At 70.8% G+C, this 17,490-nt stretch carries 16 protein-coding genes; 7 read left to right on the top strand and 9 right to left on the bottom strand.

What is annotated here, in order from left to right; all coding sequences use genetic code 11:
* Positions 1 to 103 precede the first annotated feature (103 nt).
* The 3 genes from AB0K00_RS42890 to AB0K00_RS42880 all read left to right on the top strand — a co-directional run bounded on the left by AB0K00_RS42890 (position 104) and on the right by AB0K00_RS42880 (position 2,319).
* The gene (locus AB0K00_RS42890) at positions 104 to 817 is read left to right on the top strand and encodes a lysophospholipid acyltransferase family protein (protein ID WP_363533736.1); all 714 of its coding nucleotides are present in this window, start codon (positions 104 to 106) and stop codon (positions 815 to 817) included.
* Positions 818 to 876: 59 nt separating this feature from the next.
* Positions 877 to 1,821: an acyl-ACP desaturase gene (locus AB0K00_RS42885; protein WP_363533733.1), complete on the top strand. Its 945-nt coding sequence runs from the start codon at positions 877 to 879 to the stop codon at positions 1,819 to 1,821.
* Between the two features lie 132 nt (positions 1,822 to 1,953).
* Positions 1,954 to 2,319: an Lsr2 family protein gene (locus tag AB0K00_RS42880; RefSeq protein WP_363533730.1), complete on the top strand. Its 366-nt coding sequence runs from the start codon at positions 1,954 to 1,956 to the stop codon at positions 2,317 to 2,319.
* 164 nt (positions 2,320 to 2,483) lie between these two features.
* Here AB0K00_RS42880 and AB0K00_RS42875 read toward each other — a convergent pair whose 3' ends face one another.
* Entirely contained in the window at positions 2,484 to 2,972 is a 489-nt protein-coding gene (locus AB0K00_RS42875; RefSeq protein WP_363533727.1) for a VOC family protein, read from the bottom strand.
* A 163-nt stretch (positions 2,973 to 3,135) separates the two neighbouring features.
* Here AB0K00_RS42875 and AB0K00_RS42870 point away from each other — a divergent pair, with 163 nt between their 5' ends.
* Positions 3,136 to 3,552 carry an SHOCT domain-containing protein gene (locus AB0K00_RS42870; protein WP_363533724.1) on the top strand — a complete coding sequence of 139 codons (417 nt, stop codon included), beginning with the start codon at positions 3,136 to 3,138 and terminating at the stop codon, positions 3,550 to 3,552.
* 59 nt (positions 3,553 to 3,611) lie between these two features.
* Positions 3,612 to 4,190: a hypothetical protein gene (locus AB0K00_RS42865; protein WP_363533721.1), complete on the top strand. Its 579-nt coding sequence runs from the start codon at positions 3,612 to 3,614 to the stop codon at positions 4,188 to 4,190.
* On the opposite strand, the gene AB0K00_RS42860 is transcribed toward AB0K00_RS42865, so the two are convergent.
* From AB0K00_RS42860 to AB0K00_RS42830, 7 genes are all read right to left on the bottom strand, one after another.
* Positions 4,162 to 5,460, bottom strand: a complete 1,299-nt coding sequence (locus tag AB0K00_RS42860; protein ID WP_363533718.1) for a hypothetical protein — start codon at positions 5,458 to 5,460, stop codon at positions 4,162 to 4,164. The two genes, AB0K00_RS42865 and AB0K00_RS42860, sit on opposite strands and share 29 nt — an antisense overlap.
* The gene (locus AB0K00_RS42855) at positions 5,460 to 6,710 is read right to left on the bottom strand and encodes a type III PLP-dependent enzyme (protein WP_363533715.1); all 1,251 of its coding nucleotides are present in this window, start codon (positions 6,708 to 6,710) and stop codon (positions 5,460 to 5,462) included. Before AB0K00_RS42855 ends, AB0K00_RS42860 begins: the two co-directional genes overlap by 1 nt.
* Positions 6,711 to 6,945: 235 nt before the next feature.
* Positions 6,946 to 9,684 (bottom strand): bifunctional diguanylate cyclase/phosphodiesterase, encoded by a 2,739-nt coding sequence (locus AB0K00_RS42850; RefSeq protein WP_363533712.1) that lies wholly within the window; start codon positions 9,682 to 9,684, stop codon positions 6,946 to 6,948.
* A gap of 156 nt (positions 9,685 to 9,840) precedes the next feature.
* A complete protein-coding gene (locus tag AB0K00_RS42845; RefSeq protein WP_363533709.1) occupies positions 9,841 to 11,277 on the bottom strand; it encodes an ROK family protein in 1,437 nt (478 codons plus the stop codon).
* 105 nt (positions 11,278 to 11,382) lie between these two features.
* On the bottom strand, positions 11,383 to 12,537 hold the full coding sequence (locus AB0K00_RS42840; protein WP_363533885.1) for an ABC transporter permease: 1,155 nt from the start codon (positions 12,535 to 12,537) through the stop codon (positions 11,383 to 11,385).
* A gap of 134 nt (positions 12,538 to 12,671) precedes the next feature.
* Entirely contained in the window at positions 12,672 to 13,445 is a 774-nt protein-coding gene (locus AB0K00_RS42835; RefSeq protein ID WP_363533706.1) for an ATP-binding cassette domain-containing protein, read from the bottom strand.
* A 101-nt stretch (positions 13,446 to 13,546) separates the two neighbouring features.
* Positions 13,547 to 14,647, bottom strand: a complete 1,101-nt coding sequence (locus AB0K00_RS42830) for a substrate-binding domain-containing protein (protein WP_363533704.1) — start codon at positions 14,645 to 14,647, stop codon at positions 13,547 to 13,549.
* A gap of 309 nt (positions 14,648 to 14,956) precedes the next feature.
* On the opposite strand from AB0K00_RS42830, the gene AB0K00_RS42825 reads away from it, so the two are divergent.
* Entirely contained in the window at positions 14,957 to 15,799 is an 843-nt protein-coding gene (locus tag AB0K00_RS42825) for a hypothetical protein (protein WP_363533701.1), read from the top strand.
* Between the two features lie 13 nt (positions 15,800 to 15,812).
* On the opposite strand, the gene AB0K00_RS42820 is transcribed toward AB0K00_RS42825, so the two are convergent.
* Positions 15,813 to 16,682 (bottom strand): L,D-transpeptidase family protein, encoded by an 870-nt coding sequence (locus tag AB0K00_RS42820; protein ID WP_363533698.1) that lies wholly within the window; start codon positions 16,680 to 16,682, stop codon positions 15,813 to 15,815.
* A gap of 19 nt (positions 16,683 to 16,701) precedes the next feature.
* On the opposite strand from AB0K00_RS42820, the gene AB0K00_RS42815 reads away from it, so the two are divergent.
* Positions 16,702 to 17,445 (top strand): M15 family metallopeptidase, encoded by a 744-nt coding sequence (locus tag AB0K00_RS42815; RefSeq protein ID WP_363533695.1) that lies wholly within the window; start codon positions 16,702 to 16,704, stop codon positions 17,443 to 17,445.
* The last annotated feature ends 45 nt before the right edge of the window (positions 17,446 to 17,490 follow it).

Below are 17,490 nucleotides of genomic sequence, written 5' to 3'. Positions count from 1 at the left end.
TCCTGGTCGACCGACACCCCGAAACTCCTACCGCGAAGAAGTAAAGAAGACCTTGGGGCAGGGTACCGGGTGACCTCCAGCAAAGGTCGGTAGCGTTATGCCCATGGCTGATCTCGTGTACCCCCCGGTCATCGCGTTCGCGAAGACGATGTTCCGGCTGCTCAACATGCGCATCACCATCGAGGGGGCCGAGAACGTGCCGTCCACGGGCGGTGCGGTCATCGCCTGCAATCACGTGTCGTATCTCGACTTCATCTTCTGCGGTCTCGGCGCCAACCGCTCCAAGCGGCTGGTGCGGTTCATGGCCAAGGACTCGATCTTCCGGCACCGCATCGGCGGGCCGCTGATGCGCGGGATGAAGCACATCCCCGTCGACCGGGACGCGGGCATGGCCTCATACAAGTCGGCGCTGGAGAACCTCAAGGCCGGCGAGGTCGTCGGGGTGTTCCCGGAGGCGACGATCAGCCAGTCGTTCACCGTGAAGGACATGAAGTCCGGCGCCGCCCGGCTCGCCGCCGCCACCGGCACCCCGCTGGTGCCGATGGTGCTGTGGGGCACGCAGCGCTTCTGGACGAAAGGTCACCCGAAGGACCTCACCCAGCGGGGCGTGCCGATCACGATCATCGCGGGGGAGCCGCTGCACCCGACCCGCAAGGACAACGCCGACGCGGTCACCGTGGAGCTGCGCAGCCGGATGACCACGATGCTCGACCGCGCCCAGAAGGAGTACCCGCACCAGCCCGACGGCGTGTTCTGGCAGCCCGCGCACCTCGGCGGCACCGCCCCGACGCCCGAGTCCCTATTGGCCGCCGACTAGCTGAGCATGTTTCACTCACTACCGAATCCGCCCATGTTCTTGAATTCAACGGAGGTTCCGTGACGACCGAGCCCACCGCCACCCTGGCCCTGCTCAACGAGCTGGAGCCGGTGGTTGAGGCCAACCTCAACCGTCACCTGGCCACGGCCAAGGAATGGTTCCCGCACGAGTACGTGCCGTGGAGCCAGGGCCGCGACTTCGACGGGGTGCTCGGTGGTGAGGCGTGGGAGCCCGGCCAGTCGAAACTGTCCGAGGTGGCACGCACCTCGCTCATCGTGAACCTGCTCACCGAGGACAACCTGCCCAGCTACCACCACGAGATCGCCACGATCTTCGGCCGCGACGGCGCATGGGGCACCTGGGTGCACCGCTGGACCGCGGAGGAGGGCCGCCACGGCGTCGCCATCCGTGACTACCTGCTCGCGACCCGCGCCGTCGACCCGGTCGCGCTGGAGCGGGCCCGGATGACGCACATGGAGGTCGGCTTCACCAACGCCTACGATGGGCTGATCGAGTCGGTGGCGTATGTGTCGTTCCAGGAGCTGGCGACCCGCGTGTCGCACCGCAACACCGGCACCGCCAGCGGTGACCCGCTCTGTGAGGCGCTGCTGGCGAAGGTCGCCAACGACGAGAACCTCCACATGATCTTCTACCGCAACCTGCTCAACGCCGCGTTCGACGTCGCACCGAACGCCACGATGCGGGCCGTGACGAAGGTCGCGAAATCGTTCCAGATGCCGGGCCACACCATCGAGAACTTCGGCCGCAAGTCGGTCCAGATCGCCATGGCCGGCATCTACGACCTGCGCCTGCACCACGACGACGTGCTCATCCCGGTGCTGCGCCAGATCAAGGCGTTCGAGCGGCCCGAGCTGTCCGGCGACGGCGAGGCCGCCCGCGAGGAACTGTCGACGTACCTGACCGAACTGGACGCCCAGGCGAGCCGGTTCGTGGAGCGGCGCGAGGTCACCAGGGCGCGTCAGTCGGCCCGGGCCGCCGTCTGAAGGCGGTTACTCTTCGGGTACGCTCCAACGACCGTTCCGTGCCCGTCACTGCCCGTCTGACCGATTTTCACGCGGAATTCAGGCTACTGACGAGTTCGGAAGTAACTCCCTGTACCGGAAGGCAGCATCGCCATGGCCAGACGCGTGATCCATGAGCTGATCGACGACCTCGACGGCGAACTCGCCGACGAGAGTGTCAGCTTCGGCCTCGACGGCGTGCAGTACACGATCGACCTGTCCGCCAAGCACGCCGCCGAACTGCGCGACGCCCTCGCGTCGTTCGTCGGCGCCGCGACGAAGGTCGGTCGTCTCACCCCGGCACCCTCCGCACCGGCTCGTCCGGGTGGTCGGGTCCGGCCGGTCCTGTCCGCCCGCGCCGAGCGGGAGCAGAACCGGGCCATCCGTGAATGGGCCCTGTCCAAGGGCATCGAGGTGTCCGACCGCGGCCGGATCCGTTCGGATCTCGTCGAGCGGTTCCACGCCGAGGCAGGACATTGAAGGTTCGTCACCACCGACACTGAGGGCATTCCCGTTACGGGGTGCCCTCAGTGCCTTTTCCGGCTCCGGCAAACGGCCGGTGCGCGGCGGTGCGCGGCGGTGCGCGGCGGTGCGCGGCGGTGCGCGGCGGTGCGCCGGGCCGAGCAGGACGCGGCGGTCGCGGTTCAGCTCCGGGGGAAGATCTCGGTCTCGGGGCGCTGCATGTACTCCATCGCCGCGGTGAACTCCGGGTCGCCGAAGCGTCGCTCCATCTCCTCGGGCGTCACGTCCTCGATGCGGGTCTGGATCCACCACACGTTGCCGAACGGGTCGCGCACCCGCCCGACCAGGTCGCCGAAGGCAAGATGGGTGACCTCCGAGATGGACACGCCGCCCGCCTCGACCGCCTGGCGGTGCACGGCGTGGGCGTCCTCGACGTACAGCCGGAGGAACGCGGGCGTCGCCGGCCAACTCGGGTCGCCGTCGAAGAGCATCACGATCGCGTCGCCGATGCGGACCTCCGCGTGCCCGATCACCCCGCGGGCGTCGATGACCCGGCCCAGTTCCTCGGCGCCGAACGCCTTTCGGATGTAGTCGATGACCGCGGCCGTGTCGCGGGAGATGATCCACGGCGTGACGGTCGTGTAGCCGTCGGGGATCGCCTTGACAGACATGTCGGGTGGCTCCTCTGTAAGCGGGAATGCGCCCCCGAAGCTAGCCGCCGTTCAGGCCGGTTTCTGTCCTGTACGACAGGAAGACCGACGTGAAAGCGCAGAGGTGACGTGCTCACCCGACAAAGGTGATGATCGGCAGCAATCGGCGTTCGACGCTGAGAACATGGAGGACTTCTCGTTCGGTGAAGTGATTCTTGGAACGCTGTGGTTCATGCTGGTCTTCGCATGGATCTGGCTGATGATCAGCATCCTGACCGATGTGTTCCGCGACCCGGAGGTGAGCGGCTGGGGCAAAGCAGGATGGACACTGTTCCTGATCGTGTTCCCATGGTTGGGCGCGCTGGTGTACCTCGTTACGCGTGGATCGTCGATGAACGCGCGGCACCGCGAGCGGGCCCGGGCCCACGACGCCGAGATGCGCGAATACGTCCGTGAAGCCGCCGGTGCCCCCAGCCCCGCAGACGAGCTGGGAAAGCTCGCCGACCTGCAGCGCAGGGGAATCCTGACCGAGGCCGAGTATGCGCGCGCCAAGTCGGCGCTGCTGGAGTCGAGCCAGAACGGCGCCGGGGCGCGACGCTGACCGGCGACACCGCAGGGCTGAGTGAGTTCGAGCGGGAGCGCCTGCTGACGGATGCGCTGGTGTACGAAGGTCAGCAGCACTGGCTGCATTACCGGCACATCGAGCAGGAGCGCAATCAGTTCCTGGGATTCTTCTTCACGCTGCTCGTCGCGATCGTGGGATTCTTCGTGGCGGTCAGCTCCCGCGAGCCGACCTGGCCGGAACTGGCCATGGGTCTGTCGATCATGGCTGCCGTGCTGGGCACGATCAGCCTGCTGATCTTCGCCAGTGTGCGGAAGTTCGGCGCGGCACTGCTGGCGTATGACCGGGACATCGCCCGCGTCAGGGAGTCGCTGTTCGAACTGGTCGAGCCGGCCCGGACCCACCTGGCGTCCGAGCCGGGCACGATCGCGACGAGGATGCGGCCCATGATGCTGCATCGCGTGTTCGATCCGCAGTTCTCGGCCGAGGTCATCGTCGGTACGTCAGCGGCCCTGGCCGCCGGCGTGCAGGTCTTCGTGGCCGTCGACTCACTGGTCGTCGACGGCTTCTCACCCGGTCAACAGGCGATCGCGTGCGCGCTGGCGGCGGTGAGCGTCGCCGGCGGCTCCGCCATGGCCTACACGTGGATCAAGGGCCGGAAACCGCAGGACCGGTGACGGCCGTGGCGCGGCGGCGGGGGAGGCGGAGGCGTACGAAGGCGGACAGTGCCGCCGCGCCCAAGGTGGCCGCCGCCACGCCGCTGGTCAGGCCGATCGCCGGCGCGGCGACCAGCGCCGGCAGCAGCCGGACGGCGATCGCGCCGCCCAGGGCACGGGTCGAGGCGCTCCAGGCGAGCACCGTCGTCACCGTGCCCGGGGTGGCGTCGCGGGCGATCCGGGCGTCCATGCCGCCCTCGAACGCGGTCATGCTCAGCCCGGACAGGAACTGCGCGACGAACAGGCCCGCCAGGTGGGCGGGGGCGATCAACCACCCGATGAGCATGCCGACGCCCCACAGCGGCCAGGTGACCTGCGTGGGGAGGCGGAGCCGGTCGACGACGGTGACGGCGGAGGAGGACAGCAGGCAGCCGGCGCTGAAGGCGATCGCCGCGCCCGCCACCGCTTTGTGGCCGTGCAGTTCGCTGGCGAGGGCGACGGACAGCAGGGTCGGGCCGGCGGCGAGGAGGGTGATGACGCCGCCGCCGGCGAGGACGGACCACGGCAGCCGGGGTCGCCCGGTGCGGGCGCGGTCGTGTTCGCGCCGGGCCACCCGCGTCACCCGGCCCCCGGCGTCGGGGGAGACCGCCACGCCCCCCGAGTCCTGCACCCGGGCCCGCCTGGCAGTCAGGATGGTGGGGACGAGGCTCAGGCCGTACACCAGGAAAACGGCGATCAGATAGCCGCCGTGCAGGGGCAGCAACGCCGCGACCCCTGCTCCGGCGGCCTCGACGGCGGCGATGGACAGGGCGTAGCGGGTCATGGCCTGCGGGCGGGCGTCCACGGCGGCGACCTCGGCGCGCATGGCGGCGAACCCCGCGTAGGCGGCGATGTGCATGAGGACGATCCCGGCCGCGATCAGCTTGCCGTCGTAGCCGGCGAGCAGCGCGGCCAGGGTCGCGACCCGCAGCAGGCCCTCGGTGCCGCCGGCCAGCAGCAGCAGCTTGCGACCGTGCAGGTGCCGGGTGAGCCGGCCGGTGACGGGCGCGGACAGCACGACGCCGACGAGCATGGCAGCGTTGAACAGCCCGGCGAGGGCGAGGCCGCCGCGGTCGACGGCGACGAGGTTGAAGATCGTCCAGCCCAGGGACAGGCCGAACGAGTCGACCAGGCCGGACACCATGAGCTCGCGCAACCGCCCGGCGCGCCGACGCCCGCCGGGGGTCACACTGCGGTGGCGGGACGGGCGCGCGGGCCGGTGCGTCCGTGGGGGCGCAACGGCCGTGGTCATCAGGTGCTGCCGACCCGGGCCGTGGGCAGGTGGGTCGGCAGGTGCGTGGTCGGGGCGGACGGGGCGACGCCGCCGACGAAGACGGGCTCCGGTGGCGGGAAGCCGTTGAAGTGCGAGGCGTAGCTCAGCGTGTACGCGCCGGCCGAGCCGATGTACAGCTTGTCGCCGACGTCGATGGTCGAGGGCAGGTTGACGCCGTAGAACATCGTGTCGGAGCTGTCGCAGGAGGGGCCGGTGACGGTGAACGGCAGGTGCGGCACCAGCGCGTGGTCGGTGCGCGAGGTCCATAGCGGGAAGCGCCACTGCTGCACCGTCTGCTGGGTCTCCATCATGCCGTGGTAGGCACCGATGTCGAGGTAGAGCCAGTTCTCCCCGGCCCGGACCTCACGGCCGAGCACCGAGGACACCATGACGGAGCTCTCCGCGACGAGGTGCCGGCCGGGTTCTGCGGCGAGCAGTTTCGGCCGGTACGGCAGCAGCTCGTCCAGGGCCGGCACGATGGCCTCGGCGATCTGGCCGATGGACGGCACCCGCTCCACGTAGCGGGCCGGGAAGCCGCCGCCGAGGTCGAGCATCTCCAGGTGGATGCCGTCGGTGGCCAGCGCCGCCATCAGGCGGCCGGCGGCCGCGATCGCCTGCCGCCACGCGCTGGTGGTGCCGCACTGGGAGCCGACGTGGAAGGTGACGCCGTAGGGCCGCAGCCCCAGCTCCCGGGCGAGCAGCAGCAGGGCCCGCGCCTCGTGCGCCTCGGCGCCGAACTTGCGCGACAGCGGGAAGCTGCTGGTCGAGTCGTCGACCCGCAGGCGCATGTACACGGCGGCGCCGGGCGCGAGCTGGGCGAGCTTGTGCAGCTCACCCTCGGAGTCGAAGCTGAAGCGCCACAGGCCGGCCTTGCGGGCCTCGACGATCGCGGCGGGTGGCTTGATCGGGTTGCTGTACAGGACCTCGGCGGGGTCGACGCCGATCTCCTGCAGCATCCGCAGCTCGCCGATGGAGGCGACCTCGAAGCTGGAGCCGAGCGCGGCGAGGGTGCCGAGGATGTCGGTGCTGGGGTTGCACTTCATCGCGTAGAACGTGGAGACGCCGGGGATCGCGGCGACGAACGCGGTGTAGCGGTCCACGACCGTGTTCAGGTCGACTGCCAGGAACGGCGTGGGCACGTCGAACGCTGCCAGGGCCCGCGGGCCGAGGGCGGCCGGCCAGTGGCCGGGGAGGTCGAGGCGCGCCTGGTCGGTAATGGCAGCCGTCATGTAATGCACTCCATTCTCGTGATAAATCCGGAATGTCCGTCGCGAAGCGGCGGACATTCCACGGGATGGGTGGTGCTCGCCGTCCCGTGCGTGTGGGTGTGGTTGCCGTCGGTTCAGAGATCGGCACGCGGCCGCGGATCCGTGGGGGAGCGGCGTTGCGGGTCGGGGGCGGAGCGGGTCGCGCCGCAACGGCCCGGCAACCGGGAGGCCCGGCCGGGGGATCCGGTGGCGGCGTTCAGGCGGCGAGCGCGGCCGGGTCGCGCAGCAGGGCGCCGGCCTCCTCGGCGGGCAGCGGCCGGGAGAAGTAGTAGCCCTGGGCGAGGTCGCAGCCCATCCGGCGCAGCGCGAGGAACTGCGCGTACTGCTCGATGCCCTCCGCGACCGTCGCCATCCCCAGGCTCTGCCCGAGCTGCACGATCGTGCGGGCCAGGGCCGCGTCGGGGGTGGCGCCGCCGATGCGCTCCACGAACGACCGGTCGATCTTCAGCGTGTCGACGGGGAAGCGGCGCAGGTACGCCAGTGACGAGTACCCGGTGCCGAAGTCGTCGATGGCGAGCTTGACGCCGATCTCCTTGAGGCTGAGCAGGACCGCGAGGTTCTCCTCGGTGTCGGTCATCAGGACGCTCTCGGTCATCTCCAGGCACAGCCGTTCCGCGGGCAGCCCGGTGTCGGCCAGGACCCCGGCGACGATCGCGGGCAGGTCGGGCTGGTCGAACTGGCGGCCGGACACGTTGACGGCCATGGTGAGGACCCGCTCCGGGTCGTGCGCGGCCCACTCGACGCCCTGGCGGCAGGCCTCGGCGAGGACCCACTGGCCGAGGGGCCGGATCAGCCCGGTGGACTCGGCCAGGGGGATGAAGTCGGCGGGGGAGATCATGCCGCGCACCGGGTGCTGCCACCGCACGAGCGCCTCGAAGCCGGTGATGGTGCCGGAGCGCAGCTCGATCGTCGGCTGGTAGTACAGGACCAGCTCGCCGGTGGTCTCCAGCGCGCGGCGCAGGTCGGCGGCCAGCTGGAGCCGGTCGACGAGACCGGAGTGCATGGCGGGGTCGTAGCGGGCGAAGGTGCCCTCGCCGGCGGCCTTGGCCCGGTACATGGCGAGGTCGGCGTTGCGCATGAGCTGGTCGGCGTCGGAGGCGTCCGGGCCGGTCAGCGCGATGCCGATGGAGCCCTGCACGTGGATCTCGGTGTTGTCGATGTCGAATTGCCGGTCCAGGGCGTCGATGATGCGCGTCGCGAGGTCGTCGGCGTCATCGGCGGCACCGTCCGCGGTGCCGGCGGTCAAGTCGATGAGGACGGCGAACTCGTCGCCGCCGAAGCGGGCCACGGTGTCGCCGGGGCGCACCGCGGCGACGAGCCGGTCGGCGACCTGGACCAGGAGCTGGTCGCCGGCAGCGTGCCCGAGGCTGTCGTTGACCTCCTTGAACCCGTCGAGGTCCAGGAACAGCACGGCGATGTCGGCGTCGCCGCGGCGGCGCAGCGCCAGCTCGACCCGGTCCTTGAACAGGGCCCGGTTCGCCAGCTTGGTGAGGCCGTCGTGGAACGCCTCGTGGACGAGCTGGTCCTCGAGTTCCTTGCGTTCGGAGATGTCGCGGGAGTTGAGCACGAGGCCCTGCACGTTGAGGTCGCTGAGCAGGTTGGTGACGGTGATCTCGGCGAGGCGGTGGTGGCCGTCGGCGTGGCGCATCGGGATCTCCACGACGCGGCTGGCGTAGGGGGTGTCGGCGACCGCGCCGAACGCCTCCTCCAGCCGGTCGCGGGCCTCGTCCGGCAGGAACTCGGTGAGCCGCTGCCCGGTGACCTGCTCGCGTTCGTAGCCGAAGACCCGGGCGATCGACTCCGACTGGTACGTGACGATGCCGTCCAGCGACACGACGGTGACGACGTCGGAGCTGTGCTGCACGAGGGCCTGGAAACGCTGCTCGCTGGCGCGCAGCTCGGCGGTGCGGGCCTCGACCCGGTTCTCCAGGTCGCGGGTCAGGCCGCGGTTCTCCAGCAGGGTGAGCAGCTGCCGGCCGACGATGAGCAGGATGATCGCGGAGCGGGTCCACGACACGACCACGTCGTGGGTGCCGTGCCGCAGCACCTCGAGGCTGCTGGTCACCAGGGAGCCGATGACGGCGAGGTAGGGCAGCATGACGCCGAGCGGGCGGGTCAGCGCGTCGGGGCTCTCGGCCTCGTGCTGCTGGTTGGGCTTGCGGGAGGCGAGCAGGATCAGGACGAACCCGATGAACCAGCCGAGGTCGAGGACCGCGCCGGAGCCGTAGCTGTCGATCAGGGTCAGGTACGCGTAGCCGCTGTCGGACACGGTGAACGCGGCCAGGCCGGTCCCGACCAGGGGCAGCGACATGGGCCGCTGCCCGCCGCTGCGCAGCCGGGCGACCATGAACAGCACGATGGTGAGCACGACGACGTCGCCGCCCGGATACCACAGCGTGACGAGCAGCGCGAGGAAGCTGTCCGCACCCTGCCGGGCGAGCGGACCGAGGATCAGCACCCAGGTGATGAGCAGCAGCGACGCAGCGATCATGAGGCCGTCGAGGATGCTGCGGGCCTGCTGGGCGACGCTCTGCCGGCTGGCCGGGAGCAGCAGCAGCCCGGCGGCGGTGAGCGGCATCATCCAGAAGTAGCCGGCGTCGGCGAGCGACGGGAACGGGACCTCGGTGCCCAGGATCGTCTCGTACCAGATGCAGAACATCTGCCCGACGGCCCAGGAGAACGCGCCCAGCCCGGTCAGCGTCCACGACGACCGCGCCCGGCGTCCACCGGGGCGCAGCGCCTTGGCGAAGCACCCCCAGGCGGCGGCGAGGGCGGCGGCGAAGAGGGCGACGTTGGACGTGTTCTGCGCCACGATCGGCCCGCCGGCCCCGGTGAGGAGCGCGACGAGCAGGACCGCGGTGACGGCGGCCGCGGTGCCGCAAAGGATCGCGTAGCCCCGGGTCGGGGCCACGACGTGCCACAGTCTGCGCAACATGTCGCCTCCCCGTAGTCGTTCCCGTCCAGCGACCGGCAAGATCGGGTGACAAGGAGGAGAACTGAGACGTCGGGCTGCCCGGCAACCTCACCGCACCCGGCTCGCGTCGGCGGCAGGTGTACGACCAGCGCCCGGCCGTCGGTGCCCGGCTATGGGTTACGCGAAGTCGAGGGGGTCGGCGAACAGCGGCTCGAAGGCGAGTTCCGCGGCGCCGAGCAGGGCCGCGTCCTCGCCGAGCACCGGGGTCCGCAGCCGGACGTGCTCGCGGCAGGCGGGCAGCGCGTTGCGGTTGAGGCGGCTGCGCACCTGTGCGGCGGAGGCCAGGTACACCTCCCGCAGCGTGCCGCCGAAGATCACCATCTCGGGGTTGAAGATGTTGACGAGGTTCGCCACGCCGAACCCGAGCCAGTCGCCGACCTGCCGGACCGCCGCCTGCGCGGACGCGTCGCCGCGCCCGGCGGCGTCCACGACGGACAGGATGCCCTCGCGGCCGGAGGACGGGTCGCGCCCGGCGGCGGCCAGCAGCGCGTGCTCGCCGATCTCGGTCTCCCAGCAGCCGTGGGAGCCGCAGCTGCACGGCTTGCCGGCGGGGTTGACGACCATGTGGCCGACCTCGCCGCCGTAGCCGCCGTGGCCGGTCACGGGCCGCCCGGCGGCGATGATCCCGCCGCCGACGCCGGCGTCGCCGTACAGGTAGACGACGTTGTCACAGCCGACGGCGGCGCCGCGGGCGTGTTCGGCGAGCGCGGCCAGGTCGGCGTTGTTGCGCACCTGCACCAGCTGCCGCGTCGCGTCACTGCCTCCGCCGCCGTCGTCCGTCTCGGTGTCGGGGACGTCGTCGTCGGGCAGGTCGGCCTCGTCGGCTCCGCTGGCCGCGCTGGCCGTGCCGGCCGGTCCGCGCCGGGCCAGCAGCGTCCGGCCGTCGCCGGCGTCCACCAGGTCGTCGTCGGGGGCCGGCCGCTGGGCGGGCATGGCGCCGGCACCGGGGGTCGTGGGCGCGCGCAGCCGGGTGGCCGGGAACAGGTCGACACCGGTGCTGATGATGACGTCGGCGAGGGCCTCGCCGAGGGGCTGGTCGACCCAGCCGAGCTCGGGGCCGAGCCGGACGAAGCCGTCCTCGCGGCGCACCATGGCGGAGACCGCCGCGGCGCTGCCGACGAGCCGGGCGCCGGGCGGGGCGGCCTTCTGCATCTGCCGGACGAAGTCGGCGATCGGCGCGACGACCTGCGCGGCGCTGCGGTCGCCGCGTTCCCGCACGGCGGCGTGCCGGTCGAGCACGACGCCGCCGAGGCCGACGCGGGCGGCGACGATCCGGTCGACCTCGACGGCGAACGCGAAGACGTAGACGTGCTCGGACTCGGGGCGCACGACCAGGGACGGGCGGCCGGCCCGGCCGCGCTGCTCGCGGGGCACGCCCTCGCTGACGAGCCCGGCGGCGGCGAGGTCGGCGGTCAACGCGCCGATGGTGCTGCGGTTGAGGCCCAGGCTGGTGGTGAGGTCGGCGCGGGACATGGCGCCGTGGAGGTGCACGGAACGCAGGAGAGCACCGAGGTTGCTCCTGCGGATCTCCTCCTGGCTGGGGCCGACGCGCATGCTCGTCTTTCTCGTTGGTGGTGCCTGCCGCTTACCGTACGACCGTCCTGCCGGCCGGAACAGGGCCGTTGCGGCGACCCGGAACCGGACGGCAGGACGGTGCGGCTATCTCAGCCCGGCGGACGCGGCCCGGCGCCGCGACAGGGCGTCGATGCCGGCGGCGGCGAGGAGGACGACACCGGTGACGATGAACTTCTGACCGGCGCTGTACTGCATGAGGCCCATGCCGTTCTCGATGACGGCGACGACCGCGCCGCCGAGGACGGCGTCCAGGACCCGGCCCTTGCCGCCGAAGAGGCTGGTGCCGCCGATGACGGCCGCGCCGACCGCGTAGAGCAGCACGTTGCTGCCGCCGGTGTTCGGGTCGACCGACGCCTGCCGGGACGCGGCGATGATGCCGCCGACGGCCGCCATGGCCGAGCAGATGACGAAGACGGAGATGCGGATCCCGTCGACGTTGATGCCGGCCCGGCGGGCCGCCTCCTTGTTGCCGCCGACGGCGTAGAGGTGCCGGCCGTAGCCGGTGCGGCCCAGCACGAACGTCCAGATCACCAGCAGGATGCCGATGAGCAGGACGACCATCGGGACGCCCTTCTGCGAGAACAGGATGTTGCGGCCGCGCTCGAGGTTGAGCACGTACACGGCGACACCCATGAGCGCGGCGACGCCGCCGACCCGCAGCGCGACGACGGACACCGGCTCGACAGCCAGGCCGCGGCGGGCCCGGCTGGTGCGCTTCCACAGCTGCAGCGCGGCGAGGGCGGCGATGGTGACGCCGTAGAGGATCCAGCCCTGCAGCGGGGTGAACCGGCCGTCGAAGTTGATCTTCTTGATGGTCGGGTCGTCGACGGAGATGATCGTGCCGCCCTTGATGAGCAGCAGCACCGTGCCCTGGAAGGCGAGGAACGCGGCGAGCGTCACCACGAACGACGGGATGCCGATCTTCGCCACCAGCAGGCCGATGACGATGCCGATCACGACACCGGTGACGACGGCGCCGAGGATCGCCACGTACCAGGGGAAGCCGTGCGTGGTCAGCAGGGTCGCCAGAACCGCGGCGCAGACGCCGCTGGCGTAGCCCGCGGACAGGTCGATCTCGCCGAGCAGCAGCACGAACACCAGGCCCATGGCGATGACCGTGACGGCGGCACCCTGGGAGAGCAGGTTGGCGAAGTTGGCCGCGCTGAAGAACACCGGGCGCGCGACGGAGAAGATGATCGTCAGCACGATCAGGCCGAGGATCGCGGGCAGGGCGCCCATGTCCCCGCCGCGCACCTTCGCGAAGTAGGTGCTGACGTAGAGCCCCAGGGTCGCCGGCTGGCCGCCGGTCGCCTTCTCCTCCGGAGGAACCGTGGACACGGTCTTGACGTCGCCCTTGCTCAGCTTGGGACCGGTCATAGCGTCGCTCCGTTCTGGCGGAGCCCGAGGTCGCCGCTGCGACCGGAGGTGATCAGCTCCACGATCTGCGAGTGGGTCACGTCGGTGGCGCTCACCTGGGCGCACATCTGGCCGAGGAACAGCGCGGCGATGCGGTCGGCGACCGCGAACACGTCGTTCATGTTGTGCGAGATGAGCACCACGGCGAGGCCGTTGTCGGCGAGGCGGCGCACCAGCTCCAGGACCTGGGCGGTCTGCGCGACGCCGAGGGCGGCGGTGGGCTCGTCGAGCACGACGAGGCGGTTGTTCCAGAGCACGGCCTTCGCGATCGCGACCGTCTGCCGCTGCCCGCCGGACAGGCTCGACACGTGCTGGCGGACCGACCTCACCGTGCGCACCGACAGCCCCGCGAGGGTCTCCGCGGCCTTCTGCTCCATCGTGATGTCGTCCAGGACGATGCCGCTCTTGATCTCGCGGCCGAGGAACATGTTCTGGACGATGTCAAGGTTGTCGCAGAGCGCGAGGTCCTGGTAGACGATCTCGACGCCGAGCGCGGCGGCGTCGCGCGGCCCGTGGACGGTGACCGGCTTACCGTCGAACAGGTACTCGCCCGAGTCGATCGAGTAGATCCCGCCGAGGCACTTGACCAGGGTGGACTTGCCGGCGCCGTTGTCGCCGACGAGGGCGGTGACCTGGCCGGCGTGCGCGGAGAAGTCCACGTCCCGCAGGACCTGGACGGGTCCGAAGCTCTTGTTGAGCCCACGGACCTCCAGCAGAGGTGTGTCGGTCACGATGCTCCTTCTTGCATGTCCGACGGGTGGCGTTCGATCACAGGCACGGCCCGGTGCCCGCAGTGGGGGACTGCGGACACCGGGCGCGCGCTGCGGTGTTGCTACTTGATGCCCGCCGTGGCGCACTTGGCGGCGAAGTCGCCGGTGCACAGTTCGGCGACCGTGACATAGCCGTCGTCGATGACGTCCTTCACGTTGTCCTTGGTGATCGACTTCGGGGTCAGCAGGACGGCGTCGACCTCACGCTTGCCCTCGGGGTCGGTCACCTTCTGGGAGGTGGCGCCCTTCTCACCCTTGGCCAGGCCGATGGCGAGCTTGGCGGCCGCGTCGGCCTCCTGCTTGACGGCCTTGTAGACGGTCATGCACTGGTCACCGTTGAGGATGTTCTGCAGGCCCTGGACGGTCGCGTCCTGACCGGTGACCGGGACCTTGCCGTTGAGCTTCTGCTTCTTGAGGATGTTGATCGCGGCGTTGCCGAGACCGTCGTTGGCGGCCAGGACGCCCGCGATGTTCGGCGTCGAGGTCAGCATCTGCTCGAAGGTGGTGCCGGCGGTGGTGTTGTCCCACTCCGCGACCCACTGGTCCGGGCCCTTGACGTATTCGCCGCTGTCGTACTTGGCCTTGAGCACGCCGTCGTAGCCCTGCTTGAACAGGGTCGCGTTGTTGTCGGTCTGCGAGCCGTTGAGCTCGGCGACGACCGGCTTGGTGACCTTGGCGTCGGTGAGGCACTTGACGAGGCCCTCACCCTGCAGCTTGCCCACCGCGACGTTGTCGAAGCTGACGTAGTACGCCGCGGACCCGCCCAGCGTGAGCCGGTCGTAGTCGATCGTCGCGACACCGGCGGACTTGGCCTTGTCCAGCACGGCCTTGCCGGTGCCGGAGTCCAGGTTGACGATCATGAGGACGTTGACGCCGCCCGTGATCATCTGCTCGGCGATGGTCTGGAACGCGGCCTTGTCGTTCTGCGCGTTCTGGATGTCGTAGTCGACGCCGGCGGTCTTGAACGCCTGCTCGAGGTATTTGCGGTCCGCGGTCTCCCAGCGGGCGGAGGACTTGCTGTCGGGCAGGATGACGCCGATCTTCGCCTTCTTGGTGTTACCGCTACCGGTGCCGGGGTCGGAGGCCTTGTCGTCGCCACAGGCGGTGAGCCCGCCGGTGGCAAGGACGCCTACCGCCAACAGGGAGAGGATCCCTTTGCGCATTTGCACGGGTCCTTTCAAATATGCGCCTCGACGGGGCGCTAGGGGGTTCGGGGCGGGAGTCCACCGTCGGGGTGTGTCTTCGGGACGACGGTGATTGTTGTGTCCGGCAACGTATTCCCCAACGGCCCGTGGGCACAAGGCCGCCACGATTTCGAAATTGTTGTTGGCGGTAACAATTGCGCAACGCGCCCGCAACCGCCCCCGGCCACCATGATCATCCTGTGGTTCGGTTGCCAGGCGGTTGCGTAAAACGAGCAAGCTGCGCGATCTTTCCGCTTCGCGACTTTCGTCATGACTATCCTCGACTTCATGATCACTCCGCCGCTCGCGCCGGAGATCCTCGCCGAGTACCCGGAGCTCGCCGCGCTCGGCAGGACCGCGACCCGGCTGCACCCGCGGCGCGGGACGCCCGGCGTCGGCGACAGCCATGCCGGCGGCCCCCTCGCGTGGCCCGCCGACGAGCCGTGGCCGGTCTGCACCCGCGAACTGCGCGACGGCCGCCGCCACGCCCGCCCCAACCCGCTCGTGCCGGTGGCGCAGCTGTGGGCCTCGGACATCCCCGACCTGCCGCGCACCGTCCCGGTCGCCAGGGACCGCGCCGGCGCCGTGCACGACTCGCAGGACGTCGACCTGCTGCAGGTGCTGTGGTGCCCGGTCGAACACCTCCGCGACACCCTCGGACCCGCCGTGCAGGTCCGCCGCCGCCGCGCCGCGGACCTCCCGGCCGACCTGCTCACCGACCCGCCACAGGGCGACGTCGAGCGGGCCGAGTGGCTCCTCACGCCGTGCGTGCTGCACCCGGAGCAGATCATGGACCGCCCGAGCGCCGGCGCCCTGCCCAAGGCCGTCCGTGACCGGATGCCGCCCGGGGTGGCCGCCGGGTTCGTCGCGCCCGGTTGGAAGGTCGGCGGCTACCCGCGCCGCCCCGGCGAGACCCCCTGCCCGCAGTGCGGCACACCGGCCGACCTGCTGCTGGTCGTCACCGACCACGAGTACGACGCCGAGACGTACCACTGGATCCCCGTCGAAGAACAGGACCTGGACTGGTCCGCCCCGCACGGGGACGCCTACGAACGCCCGACCGGCCTGCGCCTCGACGGCGACCTGCACGTCTTCGCCTGCCCCGACTGCGGCACCGTCCACGTCGTCTGACGCCGGCGGGGGGTCAGTAGCGCGACAGCTGCGAGGTCGGCGACAGTACGATCCGCGGGTTCGCCGCCGGGTTCAGCCAGCGCAGCAGCGCCACCAGGTCGCCCTGCGGCAGGCTCACGCAACCGAGCGTGGCGCCGGCGGTGGCCTGGTGCAGGAAGATGCCGGAGCCACGGCCAGGCGTCGCCGGCATGTTGTACCGGATTACCGCGAAATACGTGTACTGCGGGCTGATCTGCCACAGCGGCTCGCTCGGCCCGCCCGGGTTCGCGCCGTGGTGGAACGTGTTGTAGCCCGGCGACGAGCTGTTCTCGTCCCACCAGTCGTCCTGGACCACCTTGTGGTAGGCGTACTTCACGCCGGGGTTGGCGGCGATGCCGTACATGGTGCCGTCGAAGGAGAACACGCCGGTCGGGGTCGTCTTGTCGCCCTCGTGCTTGTCGCCGCTGAAGCCGTTGCCACCGATCCGGGCGGACATCGCGGACAGGACCGGCTGCCAGACCCCGCCGGTCTTCGCATACGCCCGCAGGCTCGCGGTCGTCGCCGACGCGCTCGCCGCCTGCACGATGACGACCTGTGTGGTGTTGGCCGGCAGCGTCTTGAGCCGGGACGCGTCGTTCGCCGCGGCCGTGGTCCCGGCGGCGGCCGCCTTCTTCGACACCGACGGTGACGGTGACGGTGACGCCTTGGACGCCGACGCCGACGGCGCGGCGGACGGTGACGCATCGACCGTCGGTGACGACTCGGCGGACGCCGTCGCCGACGCGGACGCGACCGGCTGGGCCGAGGCGGATGGCTTCCCGCCACATGCCGTCAGCACGGCCAGAAGAGCGGTGATCGCGAGCAGGACTTGCGGGGCGCGTCGTCTGCGCTGGTCAACCGGCACGACACATAGTATCGACCCCATGTCGATCCGCGCCCGGACCCGCCCGATACCCGCATTCGTGCTGGTCCTGCTCGTGCTCGCGGGCTGCGGCGGCGGGACCGGCGGCACGGCGGCGAGCGGCGCACCCCCGTCACCGACCGTCGCCGCCTCGTCGGCCGCCGCTGCGTCGGTTGCGGCGTCCCCGAGCCCTGCCGCCTTCGTCGGCACCGTCGAGGTCCTGCCGGCGGCGGCCAGGCAGCGGATGACCGGCGTGTCGTGGCGGCCCGGCTGCCCGGTCGGCCTGGACGACCTGCGGCTGCTGCGGCTGTCCTACGTCGACTTCGACGGCGCGGCGAAGGTGGGGGAGCTCGTCGTGCACAAGGCGATCGCCGACGCGGTCGTGCGGGTCTTCGCGAAGCTCTACGCGGCGCGCTTCCCGATCCGCGGCATGCAGACCATCGAGGCGTTCGACGGCAGCGACGACGCGTCGATGGCCGCCGACAACACGTCCGGCTTCAACTGCCGCAACGTGCCGAACACCACGCACTGGTCCAACCACGCCTACGGCCGGGCCATCGACGTCAACACCGTGGAGAACCCGTACCTGCCGGGCAAGCAGATCATGCCGCCGGCTGGCAAGGACTACCTGGACCGCCGCGACGTCAGGCCCGGGATGATCGTCGCCGGTGACGCGGTCGTGACCGCGTTCAAGGCCGAGGGCTTCGCCTGGGGCGGTGCCTGGCGCACCGGAGTGGACTACCAGCACTTCGAAAAGCCGGGGTGAGTCCGGTGGCACGGATCCCATAACGCCGTTCGGGGGAGCCCCACA

Source organism: Dactylosporangium sp. NPDC049525 (assembly GCF_040676755.1).
GTDB lineage: Bacteria > Actinomycetota > Actinomycetes > Mycobacteriales > Micromonosporaceae > Dactylosporangium.
This window is presented reverse-complemented; position numbering and strand designations above follow the sequence as displayed.

Coding starts and splice junctions, on each gene's coding strand:
- AB0K00_RS42890 (WP_363533736.1), top strand. CDS start 104: ATGGCTGATCTCGTGTACCCCCCGGTCATCGCGTTCGCGAAGACGATG.
- AB0K00_RS42880 (WP_363533730.1), top strand. CDS start 1,954: ATGGCCAGACGCGTGATCCATGAGCTGATCGACGACCTCGACGGCGAA.
- AB0K00_RS42875 (WP_363533727.1), bottom strand. CDS start 2,972: ATGTCTGTCAAGGCGATCCCCGACGGCTACACGACCGTCACGCCGTGG.
- AB0K00_RS42870 (WP_363533724.1), top strand. CDS start 3,136: ATGGAGGACTTCTCGTTCGGTGAAGTGATTCTTGGAACGCTGTGGTTC.
- AB0K00_RS42860 (WP_363533718.1), bottom strand. CDS start 5,460: ATGACCACGGCCGTTGCGCCCCCACGGACGCACCGGCCCGCGCGCCCG.
- AB0K00_RS42855 (WP_363533715.1), bottom strand. CDS start 6,710: ATGACGGCTGCCATTACCGACCAGGCGCGCCTCGACCTCCCCGGCCAC.
- AB0K00_RS42850 (WP_363533712.1), bottom strand. CDS start 9,684: ATGTTGCGCAGACTGTGGCACGTCGTGGCCCCGACCCGGGGCTACGCG.
- AB0K00_RS42845 (WP_363533709.1), bottom strand. CDS start 11,277: ATGCGCGTCGGCCCCAGCCAGGAGGAGATCCGCAGGAGCAACCTCGGT.
- AB0K00_RS42840 (WP_363533885.1), bottom strand. CDS start 12,537: ATGGGCGCCCTGCCCGCGATCCTCGGCCTGATCGTGCTGACGATCATC.
- AB0K00_RS42830 (WP_363533704.1), bottom strand. CDS start 14,647: ATGCGCAAAGGGATCCTCTCCCTGTTGGCGGTAGGCGTCCTTGCCACC.
- AB0K00_RS42825 (WP_363533701.1), top strand. CDS start 14,957: ATGATCACTCCGCCGCTCGCGCCGGAGATCCTCGCCGAGTACCCGGAG.
- AB0K00_RS42815 (WP_363533695.1), top strand. CDS start 16,702: ATGTCGATCCGCGCCCGGACCCGCCCGATACCCGCATTCGTGCTGGTC.